Source organism: Clostridioides sp. ZZV15-6383 (assembly GCF_020657735.1).
GTDB classification, from domain to species: domain Bacteria; phylum Bacillota; class Clostridia; order Peptostreptococcales; family Peptostreptococcaceae; genus Clostridioides; species Clostridioides difficile_D.
In genome coordinates, this window is sequence record NZ_JAGWCV010000047.1 from 1 (window position 1) to 16761 (window position 16761).

Here is a 16761-nt window from a genome sequence, read left to right on the forward strand (position 1 = left end):
CAATAAGTTTTTTTAATATTTCGTTTTTGTTAAACATAAAAAGTGTGCACCTTCCTTTATATAGTGATATTTAATATTTTAATTATCACCACTTTTTAGAAGAATACACACTTTATTTTAAAGACCCTAATATTTGTAGAATATATTACAAATAAATCAAAAACCTCACATAATTTTCATATTAATTATCAATTAAATTCACACACAAGAGTTATCATATAAACATAGAAGATAGTAAAACTAGCTTAAAAACATAATATAATACCCTATACAAAATAGTGGCAACTCTCCCTCACATACTCAATTGTTGCCACTATTTTAATTTTTTGTATAAAACAAAAAACTCCACCATAAAGTGGAGTCTTCTATAAATCTCATCTAACCTTTAAACACTAAGCTTTAAAACAAATAGAATTTTTAACCGCAAGCTTTCTATTTATCTTAGCAACCTTAATCTTAATCTTATCCTTCAAAGGAATACATCCTATATTACTTTCACTTTTCACATTAACACTTCCAACAAACTTACCAGAATCATTATAATACTTTGCAACACCAACAATATCTCCCTTGTGAATAGGATAATTCATATTTTTAAACACTATCTTAGGATTGATATTCTCGTTATCTGAAACAATGCCATACAAATCTTTATCAACCTTAACCGTTATTTTAAAATCATCAATACCATCAACACAAGGAGTCTCTATAATATCACCCTTATTAGCTATCTTTTTAGAATGAAAATTATCTTTACCATACTTCAATAAACTAGCAGAAGAAGAAATTCTATTCTTATTATTACCATCACCAAGTACAACACCTATCAATCTATGTTTTCTTTCATTTTTAGCATCTTTAGGTACCATCATAGAAAATGCAAGACAATATCCAGCATTATCTGTATAACCTGTCTTTATTCCATCAACGCCAGGTACTGAAACAAGTAGAGGGTTTGTGTTATAATGTGTAAAATCTTTCTTAGTATCATTATATACTTGCATAGTAGTTATTCTAGTAACTTGATTTTCATAATGGTCATACATATACTTTCCAAGTGTAACTATATCATGAGCTGTTGATATATTCTCAATAGGAGGTTCTTTATGTTCTGGGTCAGTATATATAGGAAGACCATTTGGGTTAAAATAATACGTATCAAGCATTCCTATTTCTTCAGCTTTTTTATTCATCATCTTTACAAAACTCTTTTCAGTTTTACCAATATGTTTAGCTATAGCAATAGCAGCATCATTTCCAGATACTAACATAAGACCTTGCATAAGTTCTCCTAGAGATATTTCATCACCATCTTTAAGTTTACAAGTAGAACCTCCTACTGAAGCTGTAGACTTGTCTATTTTTACGATATCAGTCTCTTTTACTTTATTTTTATCAACTGCTTCTATTGCCAATAAAAAGGTCATCATTTTACTTAAACTTGCTAGAGGCATTTTTTCATCGCTGTTTTTTTCAAATAATATTCTTTTAGTTTCCTGGTCTATAAGCAGTGCTGCTCTTGAAGAGTTTGGTACTGGTGGAGTATCTGCAAATGCAAATCCAGGAGTTATAAATAGAAAAATTAATGCAAGTATTGTTAACTGTTTTATTTTTCCTTTCAAAATCTCATCCTCCATTTCATATATTAATTAACAGGCACAAAATAGGTGCTGTAAGTTTTATTTATTTAGATATTCATTAATCATATCTATTATATAGGCAATTTCTTCATCTGGTATCGAAATATTAAAATAAGCCTCTGTTGACTTGAAGGCCTCACGTATTAAATTATAAAGTTCATAATTTTTACTAATTAACGCAGTAATATTATTATATGGAAAAGTTGTATTTTTAAAACATCTTTCTATCATAAAAGAGCAATGTAGTATATAACCTAGTTTAAATTTGCTTTTTAAGTCTTCATCTATTAATTCTATTATTGAAAATAAGGATGAATTGACATAGTTGAATAATTTAACAGAGTCCAAAAGTTCTAAGTTTTGAGACATAAAGTTTATTATTAAGCTATTATATGATAGATTTGTTTCTTTTATATTGGTAATACTATTGGCATTAAATGTACCTTCTATTATTTTGTTTAACATATCTAAACCATATCCATTTAGTAGTTCTTCTATGTGTATAAATGGGGTATTAGCTACATTAAAATCTACACTGCCAACAACTGCCAAAATTTTAGTATTACTAAATTTATTTCTATACATTTTAAAACTCTCTATATTATGAGGAACTAAATTAATACTATATTTATTGATACTTTTAAGTGAAGAATTTATAAAATCTGCTATCTTCATAGCTGAACCATAACCTGTTATACAAGTCGTTATTATAGCATACTCTCTTGACTTTTCAGGATAATTTATTTCTGTTGAATCAATTGCTGCACGTCCAATATATGGATTTAAAGAACTTAAAGAATTAGCTAATTCATCCAAAGTCATTTCTGGTAGTGTACTTTTTCTTACTGCTTCTAAAACTATTGGAGTAGACACCATTTCAATTGAACGAGTTTTAATTTTTGTTTTCTCCGAAATAAGTTCTCCAAAAGCTATAAGAGAGCCCATATCTGTTAAAAGAAGTACACCCTTACCTTCGTCACATTCTTTTACCAATTCTATAGCTTTATCAAGTATAGTACTTACCTTTACATCAAGAGGCATGTCAATTGCATTACAGTGGTTTGTACCAAGCAATGAATTTGCTACATCACACATACTGCTTGCTGTTGAATTTCCATGAGCAAGTATTATGACCCCTATACTTTCAGATTGATTATTTTGTTCAAGATATGTGCTATTTAAGAACATAGATATAAATTTTACCTCATCTTTAGGTAAAGATGTTTGTAAGTCATTTTCAATTATACTTAAAACTATTTTAGCTATATTTAAATCTTTCTCTAAGAAAATTTTGTCATTATATAAATTGTACTTAGGATTATATGTGTCTTGATTTATATTTTCTATAAGTGCACTTATATGCATTGAAAGAGCAATATAAGTCTGTTTTGTATATTTGTTTCTCGATATTTTTTCAGCCTCTTTTAAAGAATGTTCAACAGCATAGTAAATCTTTGGATTGATTACCTTAAAAATTTCATTACTTGTATAATCAGAATTAGTTACTGAAGATATTGAAAGTAATTTTGTAGAGTACTTTTCCATGTAATTTATAAACATACTCCTTATATCATTTTCCAGATAAGGAATCTCTGTAGAATATTTAAACCCATTGTTTTGTACATCTATATTGTATTTAGATAGTTCCTTTGTATATTCAACCTCTAAGTTGTTACCATTAAATTCATAAAAAAGCATATAATCAAGTTCTGATAATTTATTTAGATTACCACGATTTTCATTCAATTTTAAAAGACCAGTATAGATGTAATCAGGAACAAGAGACAAATCTATTTCTATATTATCTTTGAGCTCAGTCTTGTAATTTAAAAAGGCTCTTGCACTCATAAGTTGTATGTCAGATTTAAGTTGACCTATGTTACCAAAACAATCATAAAGGAGTAATGATTTAATTACATCTTTGTGAACTCTTATCGTTGCATTGGTGTATTTTGACTCTATAATAAAGAAGTATTTAATAAGAGATAATCTTTCTTTTAAGGACCTATCCTGTAAAGCAGGTAGGTTAATTGTAACAGGTATTCTTCTTAAAAAAGTCCCAAGTAGGGAAGAATGTATATCTTCTGTTGTGGCACACACAATAAAAACAGTAGCTTTGTGTACAATATCGGATTCTCCTAATCGTCTGTATATGCCTTTGTCCATCAAAAGAAAAAGCATCTCTTGACCTTCTGGTGGTAATCTGTGTATTTCATCTAAGAATAATATACCTCCATCAGCCTGTGTAACTATCCCGAATTTATCTTTATTAGCACCAGTAAAAGAACCTTTAACATAACCAAATAAATTACTTAATAGTAGACTAGCATTTTCTGCATATTCAGCACAGTTAAATACTACGAATTTACTTTTAGAGGAAAAGACTCCACTTTCTACAGCATATTTATACATTGTTTCGGCAAATGTACTTTTTCCAACACCAGTAGGTCCTATGAGTAATGTATTAAGACCTTTTGGAGGGTAGAGTATAGCAGATTTAGCTTTTTCTATAGCTAGCTTAAGACTAGAATCATGTCCAAGTAATGTCGAAAAAATATCTTCTGAGGCATTTTTTCTTGATTTAAATAGTTCATTACAATTGCTTATAGAAAATTCAGAGCTGTTTAAAGTACGACCAATTAAATTTTCAATAACACCAGCATGTAAAAATAAAATGGGTTTGCCAGGTATTTTTATAACTTTTTTCTCATTGTATAGGTTATTTAATTCTTTACTGGTATTACTTCTATCAAGAGATGAATGGTTAGCAATTTCTATAGTAGTGAATCCTGCTTTCTCTGATTGAAGGTCTTTTAAAGTTATATTTTCACATAATTTATGTAGTGATAATAGAACTTTATCTTTTCTTAACATATGCTGTCTCCTTTCTTTATATTTAAGTTATATTAAATATATTATAATATATCTTCAGTATTAAAATAAGGTTTATAGTGGATATTTTACTTTTTAATATGTTGTTTTGTGTAATGTATGGTGTTAAAATAAGAGTTACATTATATTAGACATAGATTTTTATGAATTTAAGTAAGGTATTATGTTGTTATACAAAGAAATATAAGTTTTTTAATATGTTTCAATATATGTAGTATCATTTATTAATGTATAATTGATATATATTAAGAGAAATAAAAGTGAATAATAAAGTTGTGTACAGCTTAAATATATACTTTTACACACATTTATAATTATCTTCTATATTGTAAAATAATATTTTGTGTTGTAAAGATTTAGGTATTAAGTTGCTGTAAAGATTAGAAATCAAAAAACGAGAAATATAGATAATTTTATTAGAATAAAATGCTGTACAATTTAAAAGGTTATATAAATGGTTGAAAGTGTTTGTAAAGTATTAATTCAGCCATTTTATGGTGTAAATAACTTTAAAGTTTGGTTTTGACAAGCATAAAAAACAAGTTTTTTCATAAAATGTAAATATTGGATATTGTTTATTTAAAATAGTTTAAATAAACAATATCTTGTAATAAAATATGAATAACACTATAAAAGAATGGGAGATATGTTTTGTGGATATAGATAGAATTTTAAACTTTTCCTCAAACGCAGGTAAAGCCATGTTGCAAAGTGGAGGAGAAACTTATAGAGTTGAAGAAACGATAACTAGAATATGTCAATCTTTTGGAATAGACCATGTAGACGTATTTGCGACTCCGACAGCTGTAATGGCATCTGTGTTTGTAGATGGGAAATTACATTCAGCAATTAAAAGAATAAGCTCAAGGAGAGTAGACCTAAACTTGGTTCATGAGGTTAACTCATTATCAAGAGCAATAAGTATAAACAATCTAGATATTGAATTATGTGAGAAAATTTTAGATGAGATAAGTGAAGATAACTATTACTCAGATTTAATAACAATATTTTTTGCAGGTATTGCAGCAGCGACTTTTTCGATATTATTTGGAGGAAATATAGAAGAGTTTATAGCTACATTTACTGTGGGAATTCTGACTAAGTTTGTTACTATGTACTTAAGTAAATCCTCCCTCAATGATTTCTTTGTAAATGCAATAGGAGCAGTTATTATAGCTTTTTGTTCAATTGTAATTTTGAAGCTCGGATTTATAAAGACACTAGACCATCTAATAGCAGGAGCAATAATGCTCTTAGTTCCTGGGCTCGCTTTGACTAATGCACTAAGAGATTTATTAGATGGACAATTAATTTCTGGTCTTGCAAAATTAGCAGAAGTATTTTTTATAGGTGTGTCTATAGCAGTAGGAATGTTCTTGGTACTTGGATTGTACTTCAAATTAGGGGGGATATAAATGCATTTGTTTATAGAAGTAATAGCAGCTTTTTTTACAGCCTTAAGCTTTGGAGTGCTATTTAATATGAAAGGAAAGAATTTGATACTGTCAGGTATAGGTGGTAGTATAGCTTGGTTTTCATATAAATTTTGCTTAAATATAGGAGTAACAGAAAATCTATGTTTTTTTATAGCTACAGTTTGTTTTGCAATATATTGTGAGTTATGTGCCAGAATTTATATGACTCCAGCGACTACATTAAGTGTTTGTTGTTTGATAATATTAGTACCTGGTTATGGAATATATAATACTATGTACTCTGTATTAACTAATAATTATATCAAAGCAGTAGAGTATGGTGTGAGTACATTATCATGTGCAAGTTCAATCGCATTAGGATTGGTATTTATAACTACTGTATTTAGAAAAGTCAACTTATATGGAGTGATTACAAAAATAAAAGAAAATGAAAAATATAAAAAGAATATAAATAAAATTAAATCGCAAAAATAGAAAAAATTGACTTTTAGATAAAAGGATGATAATATAATAACATAAAATAGAATAAGAGTATCCAAATTAAAAAAGATATTCTTATTCTATAAACGTAATTTTTTTTATTTCAAAAAACTGACAACTTGCATTACGAGTGTAAGTTTTAGTGTTCAGTTTGCACCAAAAAATTTGTACCAATGTTAGGAACCTTAATTTAAAATTAAAAGGGGGAAGATTTCAAAATGGAAAAGCTGTCGGATAAGAGAAGAGTCAAGGCAGTAAGTATGGAAACCTTCGTATTTATTGTACTATTGGCAGTAGGATTTGGATATGTAGGAAGCATCATGGGTGCAGGAATGATGTTTAAAGTAATAATGAGTACAGCGCATGCGCTTTTATTAGACACAGTATTTTTAATAATGGCGATGGCAGTTCTTGCAGGTGCACTTAGTGCATTGCTTTCAGAATTTGGAGTAATATCTTTAGTTAATAAGATATTTAAGGGTCTTATGAGACCTATATGGGGCTTACCTGGTGCTAGTATAGCAGGAGTAGTTGCAACATATTTATCTGATAATCCAGCTATTATACCATTTGCTAAAGACAAAACATTTACACAATATTTTAAGAAGTATCAAGTACCTGCTCTATGTAATTTAGGAACAGCCTTTGGTATGGGACTTATTGTAACAACTTTTATGATAGCTCAAGGTAAAGAATATGTACTACCAGCTATAATAGGTAATGTTGGGGCAATAATAGGTAGTATTATTAGTGTTAGAATTATGTTGACTTTTACTAAAAAGTATTATAATTATGACCCTAAAAATGATACTGAAAAGCAAGTAAATGATAAAGGTGCAAAGATTGAAGAGTTTAGAGAAATAAGAGATGGTAATGTATTCCAAAGAGCATTGGATGCTATACTTGAAGGTGGCAAGTTAGGTGTTGAAATGGGTATGGCTATAATACCAGGAGTTTTAGTAGTTTGTACATTAGTTATGTTATTAACTTTTGGGCCATCTACAGACCCTGCTACAGGTCAAGCTGTTTACACAGGAGCTGCATATGAAGGTATAAAATTATTACCTGCTATTGGTGATAAAATTAGCTTTATAATAGAGCCATTATTTGGATTTACATCACCAGAAGCAATAGCATTCCCTGTAACTGCATTAGGTGCTGTTGGAGCAGCAATATCTTTAGTACCAGAATTTATAAAATCAGGTGCTATAACTCCTAATGATATAGCAGTATTTACAGCAATGGGTATGTGTTGGAGTGGATACCTAAGTACACACATAGGGATGATGGATGCTTTAGAGGCAAGACCATTAGCTGGTAAAGCTATACTTTCACATACAATAGGTGGTTTATGTGCAGGTATATGTTCCCACTTTATATTTATGCTTGTTGGATAGAAATATTCTATAAATCAAATATTAAGATATTATAATTTATAAAATTGAATAAAACTAATGATTTAAGTATGTAAAAATTAAATTAGTAATTTAAATATATAGAGGTGCTGTTTTGAAATAGAGATTTATTTTCATTTTAAGACAGCACCTTTTAGTAATTTAAGTACATTAATTAAATGTATTGATTGAATTTATTATGATAAAATTGTATTATATACAATAGAGCCAATTTAAACAGTAACAATAAGGAGGAATTGTAGTAAATGAAAAAGGAACGACTACAACATGAAGACTTAAAAGAGTACGATTATGACGAAGATGACTATCTCAGTAGAAGAGTAATTATTAAGGACTTCATAAAAACTATATTGGTTATGATGGTTGCTACTGGAATATCAGTAGTTTTTGAAAAAGTAGGTTTTAATGAATCTAATATTATACTAGTATACATATTAGGTGTACTATTTGCTACAAGCATAACATATGGGTATTTTTTTGGAATACTTTCTTCAGTAATAGGAGTGCTATCATTTAACTTTTTCTTTACACACCCATTATATACTTTTTTAGCTTATAGAAAAGATTATCCTATGACTTTTTGTATTATGCTTATGGCAGCGATTATAACAAGTACCCTAACTTCTAGGATAAAAAGAGAAGTAAGACTTTCTCATAAAAGAGAAAAGATGATAAGACTACTTTATGAGAATAACAAAACATTACTTAAAGCAAAAAATAAAAATCAAATTATTGAATTTTGTGGGTCTAATTTAGTGAATATATTAAATAGAACTGTTATAGTTACCATTGCAGATGGTAATAATAATCTAGGTAAGCCAAGTATTTATATTTGTAATAATGATGGAAGTGAGAATATATTCCATTCAGTATTAGAAAAGGAAGCTATAAAAGAAGCTTTTAGGACAGGTAATCCAGTTGGAATTGGGACAAAATATTGTAAAAATAGCAGTGCATATTACTTTCCTATAAAAGGGCAAGAATCAAATGTTCTTGGTGTTATAGGTATTGCATGTTTTAAAATAGATATTATTACAGAAAATGAAAAGATACTATTAGAAGCAGTTTCGACACAGGTTGCGTTGGCAATTGACAGAGAAAATTTATTTGAAAAGAATAAAAAAGCAAATCTCGAGGCAGAGAGGGAACGTTTAAGAGGAAACTTGCTTAGATCAATTTCTCATGACTTAAGAACTCCACTTACAAGTATATTGGGGTCATCTTCAACTATGCTTGAAAATGATGATGTAATAGATAAAGAAACTAGAGTAGAATTATTGAAAAATATATATGAAGATACGAGTTGGTTAACTCATTCTGTTGAGAATATACTTAGTATGACCAGAATAGATGAAGGAAAATTGGATATTGAAAAACGACCAGAGGTTGTTGATGAAATAATAGCTGAATCCATATTAAGAGTCAAAAAATTTGCCAATAGCAGAGATATACAAACTAATATTCCAGATGAGATAATAATAGTTCATGTAGATGTATTATTAATAGAGCAAGTTTTAGTAAACTTAATTGATAATGCTATAAGGCATACACCTAAGAATTCTAATATAGAATTAACTGTAAGAAAAGAATCAAAGCAAGTACTATTTGAAGTTTCAGATAATGGAAAAGGAATACCAAATGAAGATATCAATAATATATTTAATAGATTTTATACTAAGAATAAGTCTAGAAATCTTGAAAGAAGAGGTATTGGTCTTGGATTAGAGATATGTAAATCTATAGTAGAAGCTCATGGTGGAGAAATTGTCGCCTTTAATAATCCTTCTGGAGGAGCTACATTTAGATTTAGTATACCTATATATGAGGAGGAGGCGAAAGACGAGTGGAAATAAAGCCATTAGTTCTAATTGTAGAAGATGATAAACCAATTTGTAAATTTATAAAAGTATCTCTTGAAACTCAGAATTATAGGTGTGTAGAGACGGATAATGGAGGAACAGCCATATCGCTTATACATTCTCTTGACCCAGATTTAATAATTTTGGATTTAGGACTACCAGATATTGATGGAATTGAGGTAATAGGACGAGTTAGAGCTTGTGCTAAAACTAATAAAATAATTGTTGTTTCAGCAAGGGAACTTGAGAGGGATAAAGTTGAAGCTTTAGATGGAGGAGCAGATGATTATTTGACTAAACCTTTTAGTGTAACAGAGCTTTTAGCTAGGGTACGTGTAGCCCTTAGAAATAAAGTTCAACAAGACAATATGAACAATGATGTTCCAAAGTCTTTTGAAGTTAAAAATCTAAAGGTAGATTATGAAAATCATATTGTGTCAATTAATAATGAAGAAATACATTTAACTCCAATTGAATATAAGATTATTGAATTGATGTCTAAGTATTCAGGAAGAGTCTTAACTCATAAATTCATAATAGATAAAGTTTGGGGAAATTACTATGAAAGTGAAAACCAGTCATTTAGAGTTTTTATGGCAAGCATAAGAAGAAAAATTGAAAAGAATCCTGCTCAACCAGAATATATTTTAACAGAGGTTGGAGTAGGTTATCGTATGGCAGATGAATAGTTACTAAATGAAGATGAATAGTAAGCATATAGAAATTATTTATTGTATGAGAAAATATAAGTACTTTAAATCAAATAGAAATAGTTATGTATATTTTATAATGAAGGGGGTGTCTCAAAGTGAACTTTTTAGTTCATGAGGCACTCTCTTTTGTATGAAATAAAATATATTTTTATTATTTCAACAATGAAAAAGAGGATTATCTTTATTTTGAGACACCCTCATCTTGAATTCACATAGCTATTTTTCTAAAAGAACGCTAAGCATTTAATTATGGGACTCCATGATTTCTATATCACCAATGATATATTTTCAGTAAATTTTCTTGTTTAAACTTATATAATTATTGTTAAATATATCATTTATGTGTATAATCTCAATTTAATATCTTTTTTTTGATATAAAAAAATTGCCCTTTTTTATCTTTTTATGTTAACCTTTATGCTATTATATAATATATCAAAAGAATAATCTGAATAATTTATTATGACTGGAGAGATTTTAAAAGCTTTAAAAATTCAATCTGGATAAAAGGAGATATACATAAATGGATGTGATAAATTTAATAGATGAGTTGGATGAAATTGTATATGTTTCTTCTTTGGATACATATGAGCTTTTATATATTAATAAAATTGGGAAAAAGGTAATGGGGATTAATGATATCTCACATAGAAAATGTTATGAAGTATTACAAGAGAAAGATTCTCCTTGTGAATTTTGTACAAATTCTATTTTAAAAGAAGATGAATATTACATATGGGAAAATACAAATACTCGAACAAATAGACACTTTATATTAAAGGACAAGCTAATTAAATGGGAAGGCAAACCTGCACGATTAGAAATAGCTCTTGATATTACAGAAAAGGAAAATATAAGTAAATCAATAGCAGAAAAATTAGAAATAAAAGAGTTATTAGTTGGATGTATTAAACATCTTATAACAGAATCTAATTTTTCTGATGCTGTAAATCTTGTATTAAGCAATATTGGTAAATTTCACAAAGCTGATAGAGCATATGTTTTTGAAGTATCAGAAGATAGAAAAAAAGTAACTAATACATATGAATGGTGTAATGAAGGTGTTGGTGAACAAAAACAGTCACTAAGAAATCTTGATATTGAAGAGTTGAAAAATTGGTTTTTGTTATTCCAGCAAAAGGGCTTTATAATACTTGACAACATAGAAAATATAAAGGAAACACAGCCAATGGAATATGAAATTTTAAAGCCTCAAAAAATTAAAAGTTTAATGGCTTCTTCATTAAAACAAGATGATAAAATAATTGGATTTATTGGAGTAGACAATCCACATAAGGCTATTGGAGACACTTCTCTTTTGACATCACTATCTTATTTTTTGTTAACTGAGATGAAAAAAAGAAAAGTAGAAAATAAATTGAATTATATGAGCTACTATGACTTCTTAACTGGTGCATATAATAGAAATAAATATATTAAGTATATAGAAAGTTTTCACAAAGATAAAGTTAAATCTATGGGAGTTGTATTCATAGATATAAATGGATTAAAAGACATTAATGATAACTTTGGGCATGCTAATGGGGATTCTGCCATTATGTCAGTCTGTGTAATAATAAAAAAATACTTTAATTCTCACAATGTTTACCGTATTGGAGGAGATGAATTTGTTGTATTATGTGAAGATATCTCAAAACAATTGTTTGAAGAATTAGTAATTTGGTTAAGTGAAGAATTTAAAGAAAATATGGTGTACAGTGTGTCAATAGGAGGTATTTGGAGTGAAGATAATATTGACATAAATAAATTGATTAAAATTGCTGATGAAAGAATGTACCAAGATAAGAAAAGATATTATAATAAGAATAAACTTAGAGATAGTAAAATAGAGGTAATTAGCGATTTAACCGATTCAACGAATAATGTTTTATTTAAACATAGAGATTTAAATAACGAGGTGTATTTTGAATCTTTAATGATAGAGGGGTATTCTAAGGCTTATGAAAAACTAGCTTATAATACATATGATATAATTTTGTCTATTTGTATAGATAAAAATTTAATTACCCCAATTTATCAATCAGAGAACAATATTTTTAATTTTCCTATAAAGGAGAATTCTGAGAAAACTTTCTCATACATCAAGAAACATTTGATTCATCCTGATGATAGAATATTATTTGATAGTAACACCCATCTAAAATCTATTGATAGTTTTAATAATAGTAAACAAGACGATTTAGAACTAAATTTTGAGTATAGGCGTTTAGGAACAGATAAAAGGTACTATTGGGCATTAATTTATATGCTGAAGATGAGTAGTAAGAATAAGTTAGGTGAAAAACAGACACATATTTTAGTTGCTATTAAAAATATAGACCATCTTATGCAAATACATAAAAATCAAAAGGATATATTGACGGGGTTATATAATTATGAAGGTTTTTGCGAACAAACAAGTCTGTTACTAAAAAAGTACCCTGACAAACGCTATGTTATTATAATGATGGATATAGATAAGTTCAAGGTAATTAATGATATTTATGGCATTAGAGGAGGAAATAAAACTTTAATATATATTGCAGAATTGATTCAAAAAAACACTGGTGCTAATAGTATATGTTGTCGTATGTATGCAGATGTATTTTGTATCTTCTATGAGAGTTACTCTGATAGAGATGTTCATAGAGTAATTTATAAGATTACAAATAGCTTAAATAGGAAACAATTTGAATATATGTTAGTACCATGTTTTGGGATTTATAAGATTTTAGATAATCATATCTCAATTACAAATGCGTGTGAAATGGCCGGGTATGCCCATAAAAAAGTAAAGAAACAGAGTATGAATCATTATATGTTTTACGATGAAACTATAAGAAATGATGCACTTGAAGAAAAACAGATGGAAAGAGAAATGGAATCTGCGCTTGAAGATGGGCAATTTCATGTATATTTACAACCTAAGTATAATCTTAAGACAAATAAAATTGTTGGGGCAGAGGCACTAGTTAGATGGATTCATCCAGAAAAAGGTATAATACCTCCTATTAAATTTATTTCACTATTTGAAAAGAATGGGTTTATTATTAAATTAGATATGTATGTATGGGAACAAGTGTGTTCTTTAATTAAAAAATGGATACATTTAGGTGAAGAGCCAGTTCCTATTTCTGTAAATGTATCGAGATTACATTTGTATAATCCACACTTTAAAGATATTGTTTTGAATTTAATAAATAAATATAGTATACCAAAATCATTTTTAGAATTAGAGCTTACAGAGAGTTTATTTATTAAAAATATAAAGCTATTTGCTAAAGTAATAGCTGACCTTAGAATGGATGGCATTATTTTAAATATGGACGACTTTGGTTCGGCATATTCTTCATTGAACATGTTAAAAAATATTAATATTGATACATTAAAGATAGATTGTGGTTTCTTTAATGAAGAAGGAATCACAGAAAGAGAAAAAATAGTTTTAAAGCATACTATATCTATGGCAAAAGATTTAGATATGGATGTAGTTGCAGAAGGTGTAGAGACAAAAGAGCAAGCTGAATTTTTAGTTAGTTTGGATTGTGTAGTAATTCAAGGTTATTACTATTGTAAGCCTATTCCAAGTGATGATTTTGAGAAATTACTTTATCAGTTAAATAAAAGTAGAAAATAATGAGGATATAATTTTTAGAAAGTATAATATTTATGGATTAGGAGCGAAGTTTATGATAGTGGGTATTATAGGTCCTTCAGACTCTGGGTTGAAGATAAAGGATGATTTAAAACAGATAGACAGTGATTTAAAAACTAAAATATATGTAAGAGAAAAAGTTGTAGATACAATAGAAGTTATTTCTAAATGTGAAGATGAATGTGATGCTATTATATTTACAGGATGTGCGGTTTATGAGTTTATAAAATCTAAATATGAGATAAGTAAGCCACATTCATTTGTGCCAAGAAGTGGGACAAGCATAATGAAGGCATTTTGGGCAATAGAAAGTGCAAATATAAAGATAGATAAATTTAGTATAGATGTAGTTGATAGATATGTTGTGGAAGATGCACTTAAAGAATTTGATATTAAGGCAACAAGTGTATTTTGTAATCCATTTTCTTTGGAAGTAGGGGAGTCTGAACTTGTAGAATGGCATATAAAATTATTTGAAGAAAAGAAGACCGATATAATGTTAACTGGCTTTGGTGCAGTATATAATGAATTAAAAGAAAGAGGTTATCCTGTATTTCGTTTACAAGCTACAATACAATTAATCAAAGAAAGTTATGAGAAAGTAAAGAGTGAATATGCTCTAAGTAAGGCAAGATTTTCTCAAATTGCTGTTGAAATATTGAGTCTAATAGATTATAAAGAGAAGATAGATAACTATTATTCTGACATGATAAAAAAATCAGATATGGATAAGCTTGTAGTAAACTATGTGAGGAGTATTCAAGGTTCCTTATTTTTACTTGGAAGAAATGATTATGTTGTATTTGTTCATAAAGGGGTAGCTGACAATGAGTATAATTATGATAAGTTATTTAATTTAAAGAGAGAGATAAAAGATATGGGCTTTTCTCTTAGTATAGGAATTGGTACAGGAGTAACTGCGTATCAAGCTGAGAATAATGCACATAAAGCATTAAGACACTCCATAGATTCAAAAGAAATTGGTATATATTTAGTAGATGAAGATGAAAACATAAGAGGACCTTTAGCTTCAGAAAACGAATTAAATTATTCTTTAATGTTATCTGATGAAAAGGTAATAGAAATATCTAAAAAGACTGGAATGAGTTGTGAATCAGTTGCAAAAATTATTGCTATAAGTGAAAATAGAAAAAGCAAAATTTATGATTCAAAAGAATTAGCAGAATATTTAAACGTAAGTGAAAGAAGTGCAAGACGTATATTAAATAAAATAGTGAGTGCAGGTCTGGGCAGAATATGTGCAAAAGAAACTAGTATTGGTGGAGGAAGACCAAAAAATATTACTGAAATACTGTTTTAAGAGATTTCATGAAAATGTATAAATTACTATACTATAAATTACTGCAATAATTTACTATATAAAATACTAAAATTTATTATACAGAATGCTACAATAAGTTATTATATAAAATTACTAAAGTTTATTATACAAAATACTAAAACCTATGTAAAACAACTTTTAAGATATAACTTATAAAGTTGAAGATACATAGGTTTTTATTTTTATAATTTAAAGAGTTATATTATGATATTTATAATTTAATCATATGATAAACTATTTTAGCAGTATCATATAATTCATCTATATTTACATATTCATTAACTGTGTGCACATCATACATACCTAGACTTAATATAGCACAATTATATCCAAGATTAGCTAATATATTTGCATCACTTCCACCACCAATTACCATTGGTTTTGGGACAACACCAACTTGTCTTATTGCTTCTTCACTTAACTTGAAAACATGACTATCTCTACTAAGTTCAAAACTAGGATAAGACATATTATGTTCAAAAGTATAGGTAGTATTAAATTTAGATGCAGCATCTTTACAACATTTCTCCATATGATTAAGCTCATATTCTAAAGTTTCAGGTATATGAGACCTAATTTCAGCAGTAAATGTAACCTTATCAGTTACTATATTTGTAGCCCCGCCACCTTCTATTTTACCTATATTTGAAGTAGTTAATGAATCTATTCTGCCTATGTGCATATTGCTTATTGCATGAGATGCTACCAATATAGCATTTAAGCCTTTTTCAGGCTCTATACCAGCATGTGCTTTTTTCCCATGAAAAGATATTTTTATAGATTGTTGAGCAGGAGCTTTGTATGCTATCGAACCAATAGCCCCACCAGAATCTAAAATCACCATATCTTTACAAGGTAAGTTGTCAGGATTAAAGTTTTTGACACCATGCATACCAGCTTCCTCACAGATTGTAAAACAAAGATAAATATCTCTATGTGGTATTTTCTCTGTAATGACATGTTCTAAAGCTTCAAGTATGGCAGCTATTCCAGCCTTATCATCTGCACCAAGTGTAGTAGTTCCATCACTTCTAACTACATTACCATCTAGTACTGGTTTTACACCTAAGCAAGGTTGAACTTGGTCCATATGTGCACATAAACAAAGCGGTCTACTTCCTTCTTCACCTTTTATATACGCAATTACATTACCTGTATTACCACCATATTTTTCACCAGCATCATCTATAATGGCATCTATGTTTCTTTCTTTTAAATAGTTTACCAACCACTTAGACATTTCTAATTCTTGATTAGATGGGCTATCAATTCTAACCATGTCCATAAAATTATTTATAAGTCTATTTTTATCTAACATAAGTTACTTCT

The 16761-nt window shown here is 28.5% G+C and carries 10 protein-coding genes; 7 read left to right on the forward strand and 3 right to left on the reverse strand.

Features of this window, described 5'->3' with window-relative positions:
* Positions 1–392: 392 nt before the first annotated feature.
* Entirely contained in the window at positions 393–1637 is a 1245-nt protein-coding gene (locus KGF42_RS14735; RefSeq protein WP_227826580.1) for a D-alanyl-D-alanine carboxypeptidase family protein, read from the reverse strand.
* 42 nt (positions 1638–1679) lie between these two features.
* Positions 1680–4514 (reverse strand): sigma-54-dependent transcriptional regulator, encoded by a 2835-nt coding sequence (locus tag KGF42_RS14740; RefSeq protein ID WP_227826581.1) that lies wholly within the window; start codon positions 4512–4514, stop codon positions 1680–1682.
* Between the two features lie 671 nt (positions 4515–5185).
* Here KGF42_RS14740 and KGF42_RS14745 point away from each other — a divergent pair.
* The 7 genes from KGF42_RS14745 to KGF42_RS14775 all read left to right on the forward strand — a co-directional run bounded on the left by KGF42_RS14745 (position 5186) and on the right by KGF42_RS14775 (position 15411).
* Positions 5186–5947, forward strand: coding sequence for a threonine/serine exporter family protein (locus tag KGF42_RS14745; protein WP_227826582.1), 762 nt, complete (start codon positions 5186–5188; stop codon positions 5945–5947).
* Positions 5948–6442: a threonine/serine exporter family protein gene (locus KGF42_RS14750; protein ID WP_227820811.1), complete on the forward strand. Its 495-nt coding sequence runs from the start codon at positions 5948–5950 to the stop codon at positions 6440–6442.
* 224 nt (positions 6443–6666) lie between these two features.
* On the forward strand, positions 6667–7845 hold the full coding sequence (locus KGF42_RS14755; RefSeq protein ID WP_227820812.1) for a hypothetical protein: 1179 nt from the start codon (positions 6667–6669) through the stop codon (positions 7843–7845).
* A 263-nt stretch (positions 7846–8108) separates the two neighbouring features.
* The gene (locus KGF42_RS14760) at positions 8109–9716 is read left to right on the forward strand and encodes an ATP-binding protein (protein WP_054272465.1); all 1608 of its coding nucleotides are present in this window, start codon (positions 8109–8111) and stop codon (positions 9714–9716) included.
* On the forward strand, positions 9707–10411 hold the full coding sequence (locus KGF42_RS14765; protein ID WP_227820813.1) for a response regulator transcription factor: 705 nt from the start codon (positions 9707–9709) through the stop codon (positions 10409–10411). Before KGF42_RS14760 ends, KGF42_RS14765 begins: the two co-directional genes overlap by 10 nt.
* A 547-nt stretch (positions 10412–10958) precedes the next feature.
* On the forward strand, positions 10959–14072 hold the full coding sequence (locus tag KGF42_RS14770) for a bifunctional diguanylate cyclase/phosphodiesterase (protein ID WP_227820814.1): 3114 nt from the start codon (positions 10959–10961) through the stop codon (positions 14070–14072).
* 52 nt (positions 14073–14124) lie between these two features.
* Positions 14125–15411 (forward strand): transcriptional regulator, encoded by a 1287-nt coding sequence (locus KGF42_RS14775; RefSeq protein WP_107595916.1) that lies wholly within the window; start codon positions 14125–14127, stop codon positions 15409–15411.
* Positions 15412–15643: 232 nt separating this feature from the next.
* Here the strand turns inward: KGF42_RS14775 and KGF42_RS14780 are convergent, their stop codons facing one another.
* Positions 15644–16750, reverse strand: a complete 1107-nt coding sequence (locus KGF42_RS14780) for a M20/M25/M40 family metallo-hydrolase (RefSeq protein ID WP_227820816.1) — start codon at positions 16748–16750, stop codon at positions 15644–15646.
* Between the last annotated feature and the right edge of the window lie 11 nt (positions 16751–16761).